Source organism: Curtobacterium flaccumfaciens (genome assembly GCF_051548005.1).
Lineage (GTDB): Bacteria > Actinomycetota > Actinomycetes > Actinomycetales > Microbacteriaceae > Curtobacterium.
In genome coordinates, this window is record NZ_JBPUGH010000098.1 from 1 (window position 1) to 13,169 (window position 13,169).

At 72.7% G+C, this 13,169-nt stretch carries 15 protein-coding genes; 12 read left to right on the forward strand and 3 right to left on the reverse strand.

The features are described 5' to 3' along the window. Positions 1 to 225: 225 nt before the first annotated feature. On the reverse strand, positions 226 to 639 hold the full coding sequence (locus ACSW7Y_RS11795; RefSeq protein ID WP_438126473.1) for a GNAT family N-acetyltransferase: 414 nt from the start codon (positions 637 to 639) through the stop codon (positions 226 to 228). Positions 640 to 928: 289 nt separating this feature from the next. On the opposite strand from ACSW7Y_RS11795, the gene ACSW7Y_RS11800 reads away from it, so the two are divergent. Beyond that, positions 929 to 1,201 (forward strand): hypothetical protein, encoded by a 273-nt coding sequence (locus ACSW7Y_RS11800; protein ID WP_438126474.1) that lies wholly within the window; start codon positions 929 to 931, stop codon positions 1,199 to 1,201. Positions 1,202 to 1,216: 15 nt separating this feature from the next. On the opposite strand, the gene ACSW7Y_RS11805 is transcribed toward ACSW7Y_RS11800, so the two are convergent. Together ACSW7Y_RS11805 and ACSW7Y_RS11810 are read right to left on the reverse strand one after the other, a co-directional pair. After that, a complete protein-coding gene (locus tag ACSW7Y_RS11805; protein ID WP_438126475.1) occupies positions 1,217 to 1,615 on the reverse strand; it encodes an NUDIX hydrolase in 399 nt (132 codons plus the stop codon). A gap of 26 nt (positions 1,616 to 1,641) precedes the next feature. Then, the gene (locus ACSW7Y_RS11810) at positions 1,642 to 2,961 is read right to left on the reverse strand and encodes a glutamyl-tRNA reductase (RefSeq protein WP_438126476.1); all 1,320 of its coding nucleotides are present in this window, start codon (positions 2,959 to 2,961) and stop codon (positions 1,642 to 1,644) included. Positions 2,962 to 3,009: 48 nt separating this feature from the next. Here ACSW7Y_RS11810 and hemE point away from each other — a divergent pair, with 48 nt between their 5' ends. From hemE to hemL, 11 genes are all read left to right on the forward strand, one after another. After that, entirely contained in the window at positions 3,010 to 4,170 is a 1,161-nt protein-coding gene (gene hemE / locus ACSW7Y_RS11815; protein WP_438126477.1) for a uroporphyrinogen decarboxylase, read from the forward strand. Next, positions 4,167 to 5,558: a protoporphyrinogen/coproporphyrinogen oxidase gene (locus ACSW7Y_RS11820; protein ID WP_438126478.1), complete on the forward strand. Its 1,392-nt coding sequence runs from the start codon at positions 4,167 to 4,169 to the stop codon at positions 5,556 to 5,558. Before hemE ends, ACSW7Y_RS11820 begins: the two co-directional genes overlap by 4 nt. A gap of 105 nt (positions 5,559 to 5,663) precedes the next feature. Continuing rightward, positions 5,664 to 5,918, forward strand: coding sequence for a hypothetical protein (locus ACSW7Y_RS11825; protein WP_058724481.1), 255 nt, complete (start codon positions 5,664 to 5,666; stop codon positions 5,916 to 5,918). Continuing rightward, positions 5,915 to 6,373 carry a phage holin family protein gene (locus ACSW7Y_RS11830; RefSeq protein ID WP_438126479.1) on the forward strand — a complete coding sequence of 153 codons (459 nt, stop codon included), beginning with the start codon at positions 5,915 to 5,917 and terminating at the stop codon, positions 6,371 to 6,373. The genes ACSW7Y_RS11825 and ACSW7Y_RS11830 overlap by 4 nt, the downstream gene beginning before the upstream one ends. 74 nt (positions 6,374 to 6,447) lie before the next feature. Further along, positions 6,448 to 6,681, forward strand: coding sequence for a DUF3618 domain-containing protein (locus tag ACSW7Y_RS11835; protein WP_438126480.1), 234 nt, complete (start codon positions 6,448 to 6,450; stop codon positions 6,679 to 6,681). Positions 6,682 to 6,776: 95 nt separating this feature from the next. Then, entirely contained in the window at positions 6,777 to 7,508 is a 732-nt protein-coding gene (gene hemQ / locus ACSW7Y_RS11840) for a hydrogen peroxide-dependent heme synthase (protein ID WP_438126481.1), read from the forward strand. After that, a complete protein-coding gene (locus tag ACSW7Y_RS11845; protein WP_438126482.1) occupies positions 7,505 to 8,743 on the forward strand; it encodes a ferrochelatase in 1,239 nt (412 codons plus the stop codon). The genes hemQ and ACSW7Y_RS11845 overlap by 4 nt, the downstream gene beginning before the upstream one ends. Positions 8,744 to 8,865: 122 nt before the next feature. Next, positions 8,866 to 9,891, forward strand: coding sequence for a hydroxymethylbilane synthase (gene hemC / locus ACSW7Y_RS11850; RefSeq protein ID WP_438126486.1), 1,026 nt, complete (start codon positions 8,866 to 8,868; stop codon positions 9,889 to 9,891). 20 nt (positions 9,892 to 9,911) lie between these two features. Next, positions 9,912 to 10,766 carry a uroporphyrinogen-III synthase gene (locus ACSW7Y_RS11855; protein WP_438126483.1) on the forward strand — a complete coding sequence of 285 codons (855 nt, stop codon included), beginning with the start codon at positions 9,912 to 9,914 and terminating at the stop codon, positions 10,764 to 10,766. After that, positions 10,763 to 11,818: a porphobilinogen synthase gene (gene hemB, locus ACSW7Y_RS11860; protein ID WP_438126484.1), complete on the forward strand. Its 1,056-nt coding sequence runs from the start codon at positions 10,763 to 10,765 to the stop codon at positions 11,816 to 11,818. Before ACSW7Y_RS11855 ends, hemB begins: the two co-directional genes overlap by 4 nt. Beyond that, complete coding sequence (gene hemL / locus ACSW7Y_RS11865) at positions 11,815 to 13,161, forward strand: glutamate-1-semialdehyde 2,1-aminomutase (protein WP_438126485.1); 1,347 nt, start codon at positions 11,815 to 11,817, stop codon at positions 13,159 to 13,161. Before hemB ends, hemL begins: the two co-directional genes overlap by 4 nt. The last annotated feature ends 8 nt before the right edge of the window (positions 13,162 to 13,169 follow it).

Genomic DNA, 13,169 nt, shown 5'->3' on the forward strand with positions numbered 1-13,169 from the left:
GCGGCAGCCTCAAGCCGCTGCAGCTCGAGGGTGACAACGCGGTCCTGACCGGCACCACGGTGCACGTGTCCGAGGACGCTGCGGGGCTGCTGAACAAGACGTTCGGCACCGACGCCGTCAAGCGTGGCCTGCTCGTGGGAACCGCCACGATCACCGCCAAGATCAAGTAACACCCGCACGACCCCGAGAGCGTCGTCCCCGACCGGGGACGGCGCTCTCGCGCGTTCAGCGCAGCAGCACGAACGACCGCAGCGGCGCGGGCTCGACGTCGTGCGCCTCGACGAACCCGAGTGACTCGTAGAACGCCCGCTGGCCGGGTCCGGCATCCGTGAGGAGCACCGTCTGCCGCACGTGTCCGTACCGGCGGAGCACCTCGTCGAGCAGCGACCGCCCGATCCCGCTCCGGTGGTGGTCCGGGTGCACGAGGACGTCCTGCACGTACACGATCGTGGCCCCGTCGGACACCGTGCGGGCGAGCCCCACCAGGCGACCTGAGGCGCGGGCGGTGAGGACGGCGTGGGATCCCCCGAGCGCGGCGACGAGCAGGTCCGGGTCACGGGTGTACGACGTCCACCCGACCGCGCCGTACAGGTCGAGCAGCTCGTCGGGCGCGGGCAGTTCCGTCGCGATGGTCACCATGCGCCCATCGTGGCAGGCCTCAGTCGGTCGCCTGGCCCTCCGGGACGAGTGCCTGCACGCTCAGCAGGGCTGCGTCCGACGACCGGCACGCCGTGTAGCCCTCGTCCTTGAGGAACAGCGAGCTCCTCGATCCCGGCGGCTCCGGACACGATCCCCGGAACGGCGCTGCGCTGCATGGCCCCACGCAACCACCGCGGAGCGACCCGGACTCGGGCAGCATCCAGCCTCCGCGGGCACACTCGCGGTCACCGGCACGGGAGCGCTCGTGCCACGGACGACGGAGACCGCCATGACGGACAAGCACGAGCAGGCACGCGGCGACGAGGGTCGCGCAGACGGCGTCGAACCCCGCGCCGGTTCCTTCACCGACAGCGAGATCCCGGGCGAGCAGCACGTGACGAGCTCCGAGTCGGTCGGCGAGTTCGTGTCGAGTGACATCCCCGGCGAGGGCCGTCCGACGCCCGACGGCGAGCAGGGCGAGTACGTGGAGAGCGACATCCCGGGTGAGCCGGAGCCGGCGGGCGCCGAGGGCGTCGGCCACTACACCGACAAGGACGAGTAGCCGGGGTCGTGCCCGTCAGTCGACGAGGTCCGCGGCGACGAGCCGCCGGAGCGTCTCGACACCGGCGGGCGGACACCGGTCCGCGTCCGCGGAGGTGACCCACTCCACCTCGTCGACCTCTGCGGAGGCGACGGGTGTGGCGGAGTCGAGCGCGCCTCCAGGCCGGACCAGGAAGAGCGCCATCGCGACCATCGTTCCGGGCGCCTGCCCGTGGGCGGGTTCGAGGACCGTCCCGAACGGCTCGACGTCCTGCGCCGTCAGGCGCAGCCCGGTCTCCTCGAGCGCTTCACGCAGCGCCGCGTCGACGTCGGTCTCGTGCGGCTCGGCCTTGCCGCCGGGCAGGTAGAGCACGTCTCGCCCCCGCGCACGCACCATGAGGACCCTCCGGTCACGCACGAGCAACAGCGCGCTCACGCGCAGCGTCGGGGCGGACGGGAGGCTCAGCTCGCGTCCGCCTCGTCGGTGCGGTCCGCGTCGTCGCGAGCGGGCGCGGTGCGCTCCGCGAGCGGCACGACCGGGCTCGGCACCTCGGTCTCGGGGGCGGGCTGCACGCCGAACAGGGCGTCGAGCGCGCCGACGAACTCCTCGCCACGACCGGCGCGACCGAGCTCCCTGGCGCGGACCGAGGGCCGGTGCAGCAGCACGCCCACGAGGTGGCGGAGCGCACGCTCGGTCTGCTCGACGGACTCGGGGTCGCCGTCGCGACGCTTGGCGCGGTCGATCTCGTCGTCGAGGATGTCGAACACGTGCTTGCGGAAGGCGACGAGCGCGGGGGTGGTCGACTGCTCGAGCGCCTGCGCCCGGAAGCGGGAGACCGCGTCGTCGACCATCGCACGGGCCTCGGACTCGGCGTTCAGCTCGTTGATCGGCGCGTGGATGCTGATGGTCTCGAGGTCGAGCAGCTCGACGCCGTCGACACCGGCGGCGGCGGGGTCGACGTTGCGGGGGAGCCCGAGGTCGATGACGATCCGGCGGACGCCGTCGTCGAGGTCGGCGGGGGCCACGACCGGGACCTCGCTCGAGGTGCAGGTGATGACGACGTCGCTCGACCCGATCGCCTGGCGGAGGTCACGGGCTGCGACGAGGTCGTGCTTGGCCGCGAACCAGGACGCTCGACCCGAGGGCGAGAACACCTGGATGTTCACGGCGCCCTTGTCGCGCAGGGCCGCGATGGTCGTCGCGGCGTAGCTGCCCGTACCGATCAGGAGCACGCGGGTCTGCGCCCAGTCGGTGATGCGGGAGGACGCGAGCTGGAGACCGAGCCGGACGAGGGAGCGGCCGGCGGCGCCGATGCGGGTGCGGGTCTTGACGCCTCGGGAGGTGTGCGCGGCCTCCTGGAAGAGGCGTTCGAGGTCCGAGGTGGTGGTGCCGTTCGAGCGGGCGTCCTCGAGCGAACGCCGGACCTGCCCGGAGATCTCGGTCTCGCCGACGACGACGGACTCGAGACCGCTCGACACCGCGAAGAGGTGCTGCACGACGTCCTTGCCGCCGAGCACCCGGACGGAGTCGCGGAGTTCGGTCGGTGAGAGGTCGCTGGCGGTGGCGACGGCGTCGACGGTGGCCGAGACGGCGGAGTCACGGTCGTCCCCCGCGATGTCGAGGTAGGCCTCGAAGCGGTTGCACGTGGCGAGGACGACGGCTCCGTCCAACACGTCGGAGTCGGTCACGAGGCGGCTCGCGGCGGTCGGTGCGCCGATGCTCAGTCGCTCCAGGAGATCGAAGCTGGCGTTGCGGTGCGACGCCGTGAGACAGATGAGCACGTGTTCCATGGTAACCCGCGCTCGGTGTGCGGAAGGCTCCCTGCACGGATGTGCGGGAACCACCCTGACAGGCGGTGGGAGAATCGTCCGGTGACCGACGCCCCCGCCTCCGTCCTCCCCGGGACGCACCCCCTCACCTCCGGCCTGACCAGCGGTTCCCCGCTCGTCCGCGCGCTCCGCGGGGACCGACCCGAGACGCTCCCGGTGTGGTTCATGCGACAGGCCGGGCGTTCGCTGCCGGAGTACCGCGAGTTGCGCGTCGGCACGGCCATGCTCGACGCCTGCCTCGACCCGGCGATGGCGTCCGAGATCACGCTCCAGCCGGTCCGTCGGCACGGTGTGGACGCCGGCATCTTCTTCAGCGACATCGTCGTGCCGATCAAGCTCGCGGGCGTCGACGTCGAGATCGTGCCCGGTCGCGGCCCGGTCCTCGGCTCGCCGATCCGCACGGCGGCGGACGTCGACGCCCTCGAACCCCTCGACCCGGCGTCGCTCGCACCGATCTCCGAGGCCGTCGCCCGGACCGTCGCCGAACTCGGCAGCACGCCGCTGATCGGCTTCGCTGGTGCACCGTTCACCCTCGCCGCGTACCTGGTCGAGGGTGGACCGTCGAAGGACCACATCCGCGCGCGGACGCTCATGCACGCCGACCCGGAGACCTGGTCGCGCCTGCTCGGCTGGGCGGCGGACGTGTCGGGGGCGTTCCTCCGCGCGCAGGTGCTCGCGGGCGCCTCGGCCGCGCAGCTCTTCGACTCGTGGGTGGGTTCGCTGCCGCGTGCCGACTACCTCGCGTCCGTGGCACCGCACTCCGCCCGGGCGCTCGAGCAGGTCGCGGACCTCGGCGTCCCGCGGATCCACTTCGGCGTCGGCAGCGGCGAGGTCCTGCACGACATGACCACCCTCGGGGGCGACGACGTCGTGGTCGACGGTGTCGGGGTGGACTGGCGCATCCCGCTCGACGAGGCCGTCCGCCGCGTCGGCACCGGGGTCACCGTGCAGGGCAACATCGACCCGGCGATGCTCTCCGCTCCCTGGCCGGTGCTCGAGGCGCACGTGCGTGACGTCGTCCGTCGTGGTGGCGCCGCACGTGCCCACGTCGTCAACCTCGGGCACGGTGTCCCGCCCGAGACCGACCCGTCCGTGATCACCCGCGTCGTCGAGCTGGTGCACTCCCTGGGCTCCGGCCGGACGGCGGGGGAGCCGGCGTGACCGACGTCGTCGTCGTCGGTGGTGGTGTCGCCGGCCTCGTCGCCGCGCGGGACCTCGCCAAGGGGGGTGCGCACGTGGTGCTCGTCGAGGCGTCCGGCGTGCTCGGGGGCATGGTCCGTCGGCACACCGTCGCCGGCATCGACCTCGACATGGCCGCGGACTCCTTCGCCACCAGGACGGACGCGATCGGTCGACTCGCGATCGAACTCGGGCTCGGCAACGACGTCGTGACGCCGGACCAGCGCGGCGCCTGGCTGATGACCCGTGACGGCCGCACCGCGCCGATCCCCGCAACGGGCCTCCTCGGCATCCCGAGCACCCCGATGGCGGCCGACGTCCTCGCCGTGATCGGACAGCGGGCCGGGCTCCGCGCGCAGATGGACTCGCTGTTGCCCTCGCCGGTCGGTGCGAAGGCGGCCTCCCTCGGCGAACTCGTCCGGAAGCGGATGGGCGAGCGGGTGCTGGACGACCTCGTCGTCCCGATCGCCGGCGGGGTGCACTCCACCCACCCGGACCGGCTGGACCCGGACCGCGTGGCACCGGGCCTGCGTGCGGCGCTGCTCCGGGACGGGTCACTCGGCCGCGCGGTGCTCGCGCTCCGGTCCCGTGCCGCAGCCGGCTCTGCCGTCCAGGGCATCCGCGGCGGCATCGTGCGCCTGGTCGACGAACTCGTGGCGGACATGGAGACGTACCGCGTCGACGTGCGCCTCCACACGCGTGCGACCGCCGTCACCGAGCACCAGGTCGAGGTCACCGGAGCGGACGGCCAGACCGAGACGTTCGTGGCCGACCACGTCCTCTCCTCGACGTCGGACCCGCAGCGGACGGCGGCCGCGGACCGGACCGGGATCGAGCTCGTGACGCTCGTCGTCGACGAACCCGCCCTCGACGCTGCTCCGCGCGGGACGGGCATGCTCGTGCACCCCGACGCCGGAGGGGTCGGCGCCAAGGCCCTGACGCACGCCACGGTGAAGTGGCCCTGGCTCGCGGAGGCCACGGGCGGTGCACACGTCCTGCGGCTCAGCTACGCGACGGACGCCGACGGAGCCGGAGACGCGTCGCCGACGCGACCCGGTGGGGGTGCAGGCCAGCGCGGGGCGGGCGACACCGACGTGCCGGACGTCGCCACGAGCCTCCCGGTCGGCCCGACCGACCCGATCGGTGAGCGCGCCGTCCGCGACGCCACCACGCTGCTCGGTGTGCGCATCCGGACGGACAGCGTCCGAGGTGCAGCCCGCGTCCGGTGGTACGGGCCGGACACCACCGCGGCCGGCCTGGCCGACGGCGTCGTCGGGATCGGGGAGGCATCGACCGGTCGTGGCCTGTCGGGCATCGTGGCAGCAGCCCGGGCAGCCGCCGAACGCATCCTGGACGACCCCGACCTGTGAACCTGAGCGGACCGCGCGGTGGCCGAGGGCTACTGTTGGGGAGACGCCGGACGTATTCCGCTCGGCGCATGACCACCGCACACTGACCCAACGGAGGAATCGCACATGCGAGGCAAGCTCCTGTTCGTCGCCGGCGCAGCACTCGGGTACGTCCTGGGATCACGAGCCGGACGGGCGCGGTACGAGCAGATCAAGACCGTCAGCGGCAAGATCTGGAACAGCAACGGCGTCCAGAAGGGCGTCCACACGGCTGAGGAGTTCATCGCCGACAAGACCCCGGACGTCGCGGAGTTCGTCGGCGAGCAGACCAAGAAGGTCGTGCGCAAGGTCGGGCAGAAGAAGGACGCTCACACCTCATGACCGACACCCGCGACCGCAAGCCGCGTTCGCTGTTCGGTCTGGTCGGCGACGTCCCGAAGCTCGTCAAGGAGCTCGTGACCGGTGAGTTCAACCTGCTCAAGGCCGAGATGCTCACGAAGGTCAAGATCTTCGCGCTCGCGGCCGGGCTCCTCATCGCGGCGCTCGTCATCGTGCTGTACGCGATCGGCGTGCTGCTGACCGCAGCCGTGATGGGCCTCGCGACCGTGATGCCGGCGTGGCTCGCAGCACTGGTCATCGCCGTCGTGATGCTCATCGTCGCCGCCGTCCTCGGCCTGATCGGCTGGAAGCGCTTCAAGAAGGGCCTGCCCCTCACCCCGAAGCGCACGATCGACAGTGTCAAGAACGACGTAAACGCCGTGAAGGGGCTCGGCAAGAAGCCGACGCCGGCCACGCGGTACGGCTCCCGCGAGCCCGACGTCGGCGGTCGGTTCTGACGCCCGACCGCGACACCGGCACCGACGTGCGCGTCGTCGGTGCCACCAGCACCAGCACCACCGACGGAGGAACCGTGACCGACCAGCAGCACGATGACATGGCCGCCCGCGTCGCGGCGACCCGAGCGCAGCTGTTCGACACCCTCGACGCCATCGAGGACAAGCTCAACGTCCCCAAGCAGATCGGCATCGCGGCCGCCAAGGTCAAGCAGCGCGCCGACGAGAACCCGGTGCCGTACCTGGCCGGGCTCGCAGCCGGCGTGGCAGTGGTCGGGGGTATCGTCGTAGCGGTGCTCCGACGGCGGTGACCGGCCGACGCATCGCCGCCGCGCGGGTCCTCCTCGTCGGGCGCTCTTCGGCAGGGGCCGAGGTAATCCCTGGCAACCGATAGGACAAAGGACCCATGAGTTCCACCGTGCCCGCTCCGGGCGACGCACACGAGACCGACCCGGCCTCCGGCATCGACCCGAACCTCCTGACGGCCTACGCCCTGTGGGCCGTCTTCCGCCGTCCGGTCGGCGCCGTCTCCCCCGTCGGTGACGACGGGGTGGCCGAGCTCGACCGCGTCGTGTCCGCTGCGGCCGACCGCGGCGTCACGATCCGCGGCTTCTACGACGTCTCCGGCTTCCGCGCCGACGCCGACGTCATGATCTGGCTCCACGGCGACGACGCGCAGGCGATCCAGGCCGTGCTCCGCGAGATCCGTCGCACCCCGCTCTTCCGTGACGCCGAGCCGGTCTGGCACGCCATGGCCATGCACCGAGAGGCCGAGTTCAACAAGCGCCACACCCCCGCGTTCCTGCGCGGCAAGGACCCCGAGGCGTGGATCACGGTCTACCCGTTCGTCCGCTCCTACGAGTGGTACCTCCTGCCGGAGGACGAGCGCTCGAAGATGCTCCGCGACCACGGCATCGCCGGCGCGAAGTACCGCCGCGTCCTGACGAACACCATCGCGACGTTCGCCCTGAGCGACTACGAGTGGATCCTCCCGCTCGAGAGCCCGGACCTGGTGGACCTCGTCGACCTCATGCGCGACCTGCGCTACACCGAGGCACGCCTCCACGTGCGCGAGGAAGTGCCCTTCTACACGGGTCGTCGCGTGACGACCGCCGAGCTGCCGGAGGTGCTGTCGTGACCGACACCAGCCAGATCACGAACGGACACGGAGCCGTCCTCGCCGCGACGCCCGCGGCAGCCGACGGGCCGGAGCACGTCGAGGTCCCGACCGCGTACGACGCCATCCTGCTCGCCGGGTTCGGCGGGCCGGAGGGCCAGGACGACGTCATCCCCTTCCTCCGCAACGTCACCCGCGGTCGCGGCATCCCGGACGAGCGGCTCGAAGAGGTCGCCCACCACTACCGGCACTTCGGCGGCGTCAGCCCGATCAACGCGCAGAACCGCGCCCTCAAGGCCGCGCTCGAGGCGGAGCTCGCGAAGCGCGGGATCGACCTGCCCGTGCTCTGGGGCAACCGCAACTGGGACCCCTACCTCGAGGACGCCTTCACGGAGGCCGCGGACCGCGGTCTGACGAACCTCATCGCGATCGCGACGAGCGCGTACTCGTCGTTCTCGAGCTGCCGGCAGTACCGCGAGGACTACGCCCGCGTGCTCGACGCCACCGGCCTGATCGACACGATCAAGGTCGACAAGGTCCGGCAGTTCTTCGACCACCCGGGCTTCGTGCGACCCTTCGTCGACGGCGTGCGTGACGGCCTGGCGAAGGCGATCGCGGAGAACGACGGACTCGACCTCGCGACCGAGCTGCACGTGCTGTTCTCGACGCACTCGATCCCCTCGGCCGACGCCGCCCGCTCCGGGCCCGACTTCCGCGGCTTCGACGAGCACGGCGCGTACGAGGCGCAGCACCTCGCGGTCGCCGAGGTCGTCCTCGAGCAGGCGTGGAACGAGCTCGTCGAGCAGCCCGAGCACGCGCACCTCGCCGGCACGTCGAAGCCCGCGTGGAAGCTCGTCTACCAGTCGCGCTCGGGCCCCCCGACGCAGCCCTGGCTCGAGCCGGACATCAACGACTACATGAACGAGGAGCTCGAGGGCGGCCCGACCCGCGCCGTGCTCATCGTCCCGCTCGGCTTCGTGAGCGACCACATGGAGGTCATGTGGGACCTCGACGAAGAAGCCACGGAGACCGCGCAGGAGCTGGGCTTCTGGTCCGTCCGCACGCAGACGCCCGGTGTCGACCCGGCGTACGTCGCGGGGCTGATCGACCTCGTGCTCGAGCGCGTCAACGGCGTCCCGACGTCCGAGCGACCGCACCTCACGGACATCGGCCCCTGGTACGACGTCTGCCGCCCGGGGTGCTGCGAGAACGTACGCGCCGGGTTCAAGCCCGCCGCCGCCGGCTTGGCACCGTGAGCGAGCAGACGGCAGCCGGGCAGACGGCAGCCGGGCAGACGGCAGCCGGGCAGGTGGCAGCCGAGCAGGCGCCGGCCGGTCCGGCACCGATCCGTCTCGGCACCCGGGCGAGTCGGCTCGCGATGTCACAGTCGCAGGACGTCGCCGACCGCCTCGCGAAGGCGTCCGGTCGTCCGGTCCAGCTCGTCGAGGTCACGAGCGAGGGCGACACGAACCGCGCCTCGCTCGCGAGCCTCGGCGGCACCGGCGTGTTCGCCAGCGCGCTCCGTGAGGCCCTCGTCGCGGGTGAGGTCGACGTCCTCGTCCACTCGCTCAAGGACCTCCCGACCGCGCCGTACCCGGGCCTGACGATCGCGGCGGTCCCGAAGCGCGCGGACGCCCGTGACGTCCTCGTCGCCCGGAACGGCGCGACGGTGGACTCCCTGCCCGAGGGCGCGAAGGTCGGCACCGGCTCGCCCCGGCGCGTCGCGCAGCTCAAGGCCAAGCGTCCGGACCTCGACGTGGTGGACATCCGCGGGAACATCGACACGCGGCTCGGCCGGGTGGAGGACGACCTCGACGCGGTCGTGCTCGCCGCCGCGGGCCTGGGCCGCATCGACCGGCTGAACGCCGCGACGGAGCTGCTCGACCTCGGCTTCTGGCCGAGTGCCCCGGGTCAGGGTGCGCTCGCGGTCGAGATCCGCTCGGACGAGACGGACACGAAGCTGCTCGCGGCGCTCCGGAAGCTCGACCACGCTCCCACGCGCCTCACCGTGACGGCGGAGCGTGAGGTCCTGGCCAAGCTGGAGGCCGGGTGCTCCGCGCCGATCGGCGCGACCGCGGTCGTCGACGCCGAGCTCCTGCTCGTCAGCGCGACCGTGTACCGGCCCGACGGGTCCGAGTACCGGACGGCGTCGCACGCGGCGCACCTCGACGGGTCCGCGCAGGAACGCCTCGACGAGGCCCTCGACGTCGGGCGCCGTGTCGCCGCCGAACTGCTCGAGAACGGCGCGGCCGGACTCGCCGACCTGGCGTCGTCGGTGTCGGACGCCCCGGCCGACGGAGACCACTCGGCCGGACCCGGCCTGGCCACCCCGGCCGCCGCACAGCCCGCCGACGACGACGCGACGGCGAGCACCGGCTCCGGCACGTCGACTAGCACGGACTAGCCACGGACGGCGACACTCCCGTGCAGGACGAGCCGCGGCCCCGGGTCGTGGTCGTCCCGCGCGGTGGCGCGTGGGGCGACGCGGCCGCCGACGCAGCCCGAGCACGGGGGCTCGACCCCGTCGTCGTCCCGCTCATCACCGACGCGCCGCCGGAGGACCCGGCAGCCCTCGACGCGGCGCTCGCGCGCCTGGCGAGCGCAGACGGCGGGGCGGCGGCCGGGAGGCACGACTCCCCGTCCGCCGTCGGCGTCGGTCCCGACGGGGCCGGGTCGCCAGCCCCGTGGCTCGCGGTGACCAGTGCGACGGCCGTGCGGATGGTCGTCGGACGCATGCCGCGCCTCCCGGCCGGGGTGCGTGTGGCATGTGTGGGCGAGGCGACAGCCCGTGCTGCGCGGCGGGCGGGCTGGCGCGTCGACCTGGTGCCGGCGACGGAGTCCGCCGCCGGACTCGTGGCGGCCTTCCCGGAGACCGCCGGACGGGTCCTCTTCCCGCGTTCCGAACTGGCCGCGCCCACGCTCGTCGAGGGACTGCGGGCCCGCGGGATCGACGTCGAGGACGTGGTCGCGTACCGTACCGTGGGGACCGGTGACGAGCCGGTCCGCCTCGACCGGGCACCCGACGCGGTGCTCGTCACGAGCGGCAGCGTCGCCTCGCAGGTCGCCCGCCGCATGACCCCGCTCGACCGACGCACGCGCATCGCGTGCATCGGCCCCGGGACCGCAGCGGCCGCGCGCGAGGTCGGTCTGCCCGTGCACGTCGTCGGACGCGGCCGTTCCGTCGAAGCCCTCCTCGACGCCGTGGCCGAGGCACTCCGTGCCGAAGCACCAGAAGCACCCGAACCACCCGAAGCACCCCGATCAGGAAGGTCATCGTGACCGGACAGTTCCCCCAGGTCCGCCCCCGCCGGCTCCGTGCCACCCCGGCCATGCGTCGCCTCGTGGCCGAGACGCGCCTGCACCCAGCGGAGCTCGTCCTGCCGATGTTCATCCGAGAGGGTGCGACCGACGCGGTGCCGATCTCGAGCATGCCCGGCGTCGACCAGCACTCGCTCGACTCGTTCCGGCGCGCGCTCGTCGAGGCGGCGGAGCAGGGGATCGGCGGCGTGAACCTGTTCGGCGTCCCGACCGCGAAGGACGCCGAGGGTTCCGGGGCGACCGACCCGGACGGCATCCTCAACGTGGCGATCCGCGTCGCGCGGGAAGAAGTGGGCGATGCGCTCGTCGTGCAGTCCGACCTGTGCCTCGACGAGTTCACCGACCACGGGCACTGCGGGGTCCTCGCGGCGGACGGGTCGGTCGACAACGACGCGACGCTCCTCCGCTACCGGGACATGGCCGTCGCGCAGGCCGAGGCCGGCGCCGAGCTCGTCTGCATGAGCGGCATGATGGACGGCCAGATCGCCGCCGCACGCGACGCCCTCGACACCGCCGGGCACAGCGGGACCGCCCTGCTGGCGTACTCGGCGAAGTACGCGAGCGCGTTCTACGGGCCGTTCCGCGAGGCCGTCGCGTCCTCGCTGCAGGGTGACCGTCGGACCTACCAGATCGACGCCGCCGACGGACGCCAGGGCCTCCGCGAGGTCCTGCTCGACATCGAGGAGGGCGCCGACATCGTCATGGTGAAGCCGGCGATGAGCTACCTCGATGTGCTCGCCCGGACGGCGGACGTCTCCGAGGTCCCGGTGTGGGCGTACCAGATCAGCGGTGAGTACGCGATGATCACGGCAGCGGCCCAGAACGGCTGGATCGACCGCGACGCCGCCGCGATGGAGGCGCTCGTCGGCATCAAGCGTGCCGGTGCCGACGCGATCCTCACCTACTTCGCGGTCGAGGTCGCACGGAAGCTCAACCAGGAGGCCGGCCTGCGCACGTCCGGCAGCACCGCGGCGGTGTCCGGCGTCGCCTCGACCGGGAAGGCCCCCGAATGACCACCACGACCACCACCACGAACGACCAGCTGTTCGGACGTGCGAAGAACAGCATCCCCGGCGGTGTGAACTCGCCCGTGCGCGCGTACGGGTCGGTCGGTGGCACGCCCCGGTTCCTGACCGCTGCGAAGGGCGCGTACGTCACCGACGCCGAGGGTCGCGAGTACGTCGACCTCGTCGCGTCGTGGGGGCCCGCGATCCTCGGGCACGCCCACCCCGGGACGGTCGAGGCCGTGCAGCAGGCGGCCTCGCGCGGGCTCTCGTTCGGGACGTCGACCCCGGGGGAGACCGAGCTCGCCGAACTCGTGAAGCAGCGGGTCTCGGTCGACGGTGACGGGCCGATCGAGAAGATCCGCATGGTGTCGACGGGCACCGAGGCCACGATGACCGCGATCCGCCTCGCCCGCGGGTACACCGGCCGCGACCTCCTGGTGAAGTTCGCCGGGCACTACCACGGCCACTCCGACTCGCTCCTCGCCGAGGCCGGGTCGGGTGTCGCGACGCTCGCGATGCCCGGGTCCGCCGGGATCACCGCCGAGACGGCCGCGCAGACGCTCGTGCTGCCGTACAACGACCTCGATGCCGTCCGTCGCGCGTTCGACGAGCACTCCGAGCGCATCGCGGCCGTGATCGTCGAGGCCGCCGCCGCGAACATGGGCGTCCTCGCCCCGGAGCGCGGGTTCAACCGTGCCCTGGCGCAGATCACGACGTCGCACGGTGCGCTCCTCATCGTCGACGAGGTGCTCACCGGTTTCCGCGTCGGCAGCGCCGGCTGGTGGGGCCTCGAGGCGTCGAAGGTCGTGCCCGACGGCGCCGGCTGGAAGCCCGACCTCGTCACCTTCGGCAAGGTCATCGGTGGCGGCATGCCGCTCGCTGCGCTCGGCGGTCGACGCGAGGTGATGGACTTCCTCGCCCCGCTCGGCCCGGTCTACCAGGCGGGCACCCTCTCCGGGAACCCGCTCGCAGTGGCGGCGGGCATCGCGACCCTCCGTGCGGCGACGCCCGACGTCTACGCGCACCTCGACCGGACCGCTGCCACGATCGCGACCGCGACGAGCGACGCACTGTCGGCGGCCGGGGTGGCGCACACCGTGCAGCACGCGGGCAACCTGTTCTCGTTCGCCTTCACCGACACGGCTCCGCGGAACTACGACGACGTCCGCGCGCAGGAGGCGTTCCGGTACGCGCCGTTCTTCCACAGCATGCTCGACCAGGGCGTGACCCTGCCGCCGAGCGTGTTCGAGGCGTGGTTCGTCACGGCTGCGCACGACGACCGCGCCGTCGGCCGGATCCTCGACGCGCTGCCGGCCGCGGCACGCGCGGCGGCGGCGGCCACGGCGTAGCGCGGGGG

Excerpts from the sequence above, each read along its gene's own strand:
- hemE (WP_438126477.1), top strand. The coding sequence starts at position 3,010 with ATGTGCGGGAACCACCCTGACAGGCGGTGGGAGAATCGTCCGGTGACC.
- ACSW7Y_RS11830 (WP_438126479.1), top strand. The coding sequence starts at position 5,915 with ATGACCGACACCCGCGACCGCAAGCCGCGTTCGCTGTTCGGTCTGGTC.
- hemC (WP_438126486.1), top strand. The coding sequence starts at position 8,866 with ATGTCACAGTCGCAGGACGTCGCCGACCGCCTCGCGAAGGCGTCCGGT.
- hemQ (WP_438126481.1), top strand. The coding sequence starts at position 6,777 with ATGAGTTCCACCGTGCCCGCTCCGGGCGACGCACACGAGACCGACCCG.
- ACSW7Y_RS11800 (WP_438126474.1), top strand. The coding sequence starts at position 929 with ATGACGGACAAGCACGAGCAGGCACGCGGCGACGAGGGTCGCGCAGAC.
- ACSW7Y_RS11825 (WP_058724481.1), top strand. The coding sequence starts at position 5,664 with ATGCGAGGCAAGCTCCTGTTCGTCGCCGGCGCAGCACTCGGGTACGTC.
- hemL (WP_438126485.1), top strand. The coding sequence starts at position 11,815 with ATGACCACCACGACCACCACCACGAACGACCAGCTGTTCGGACGTGCG.
- ACSW7Y_RS11795 (WP_438126473.1), bottom strand. The coding sequence starts at position 639 with ATGGTGACCATCGCGACGGAACTGCCCGCGCCCGACGAGCTGCTCGAC.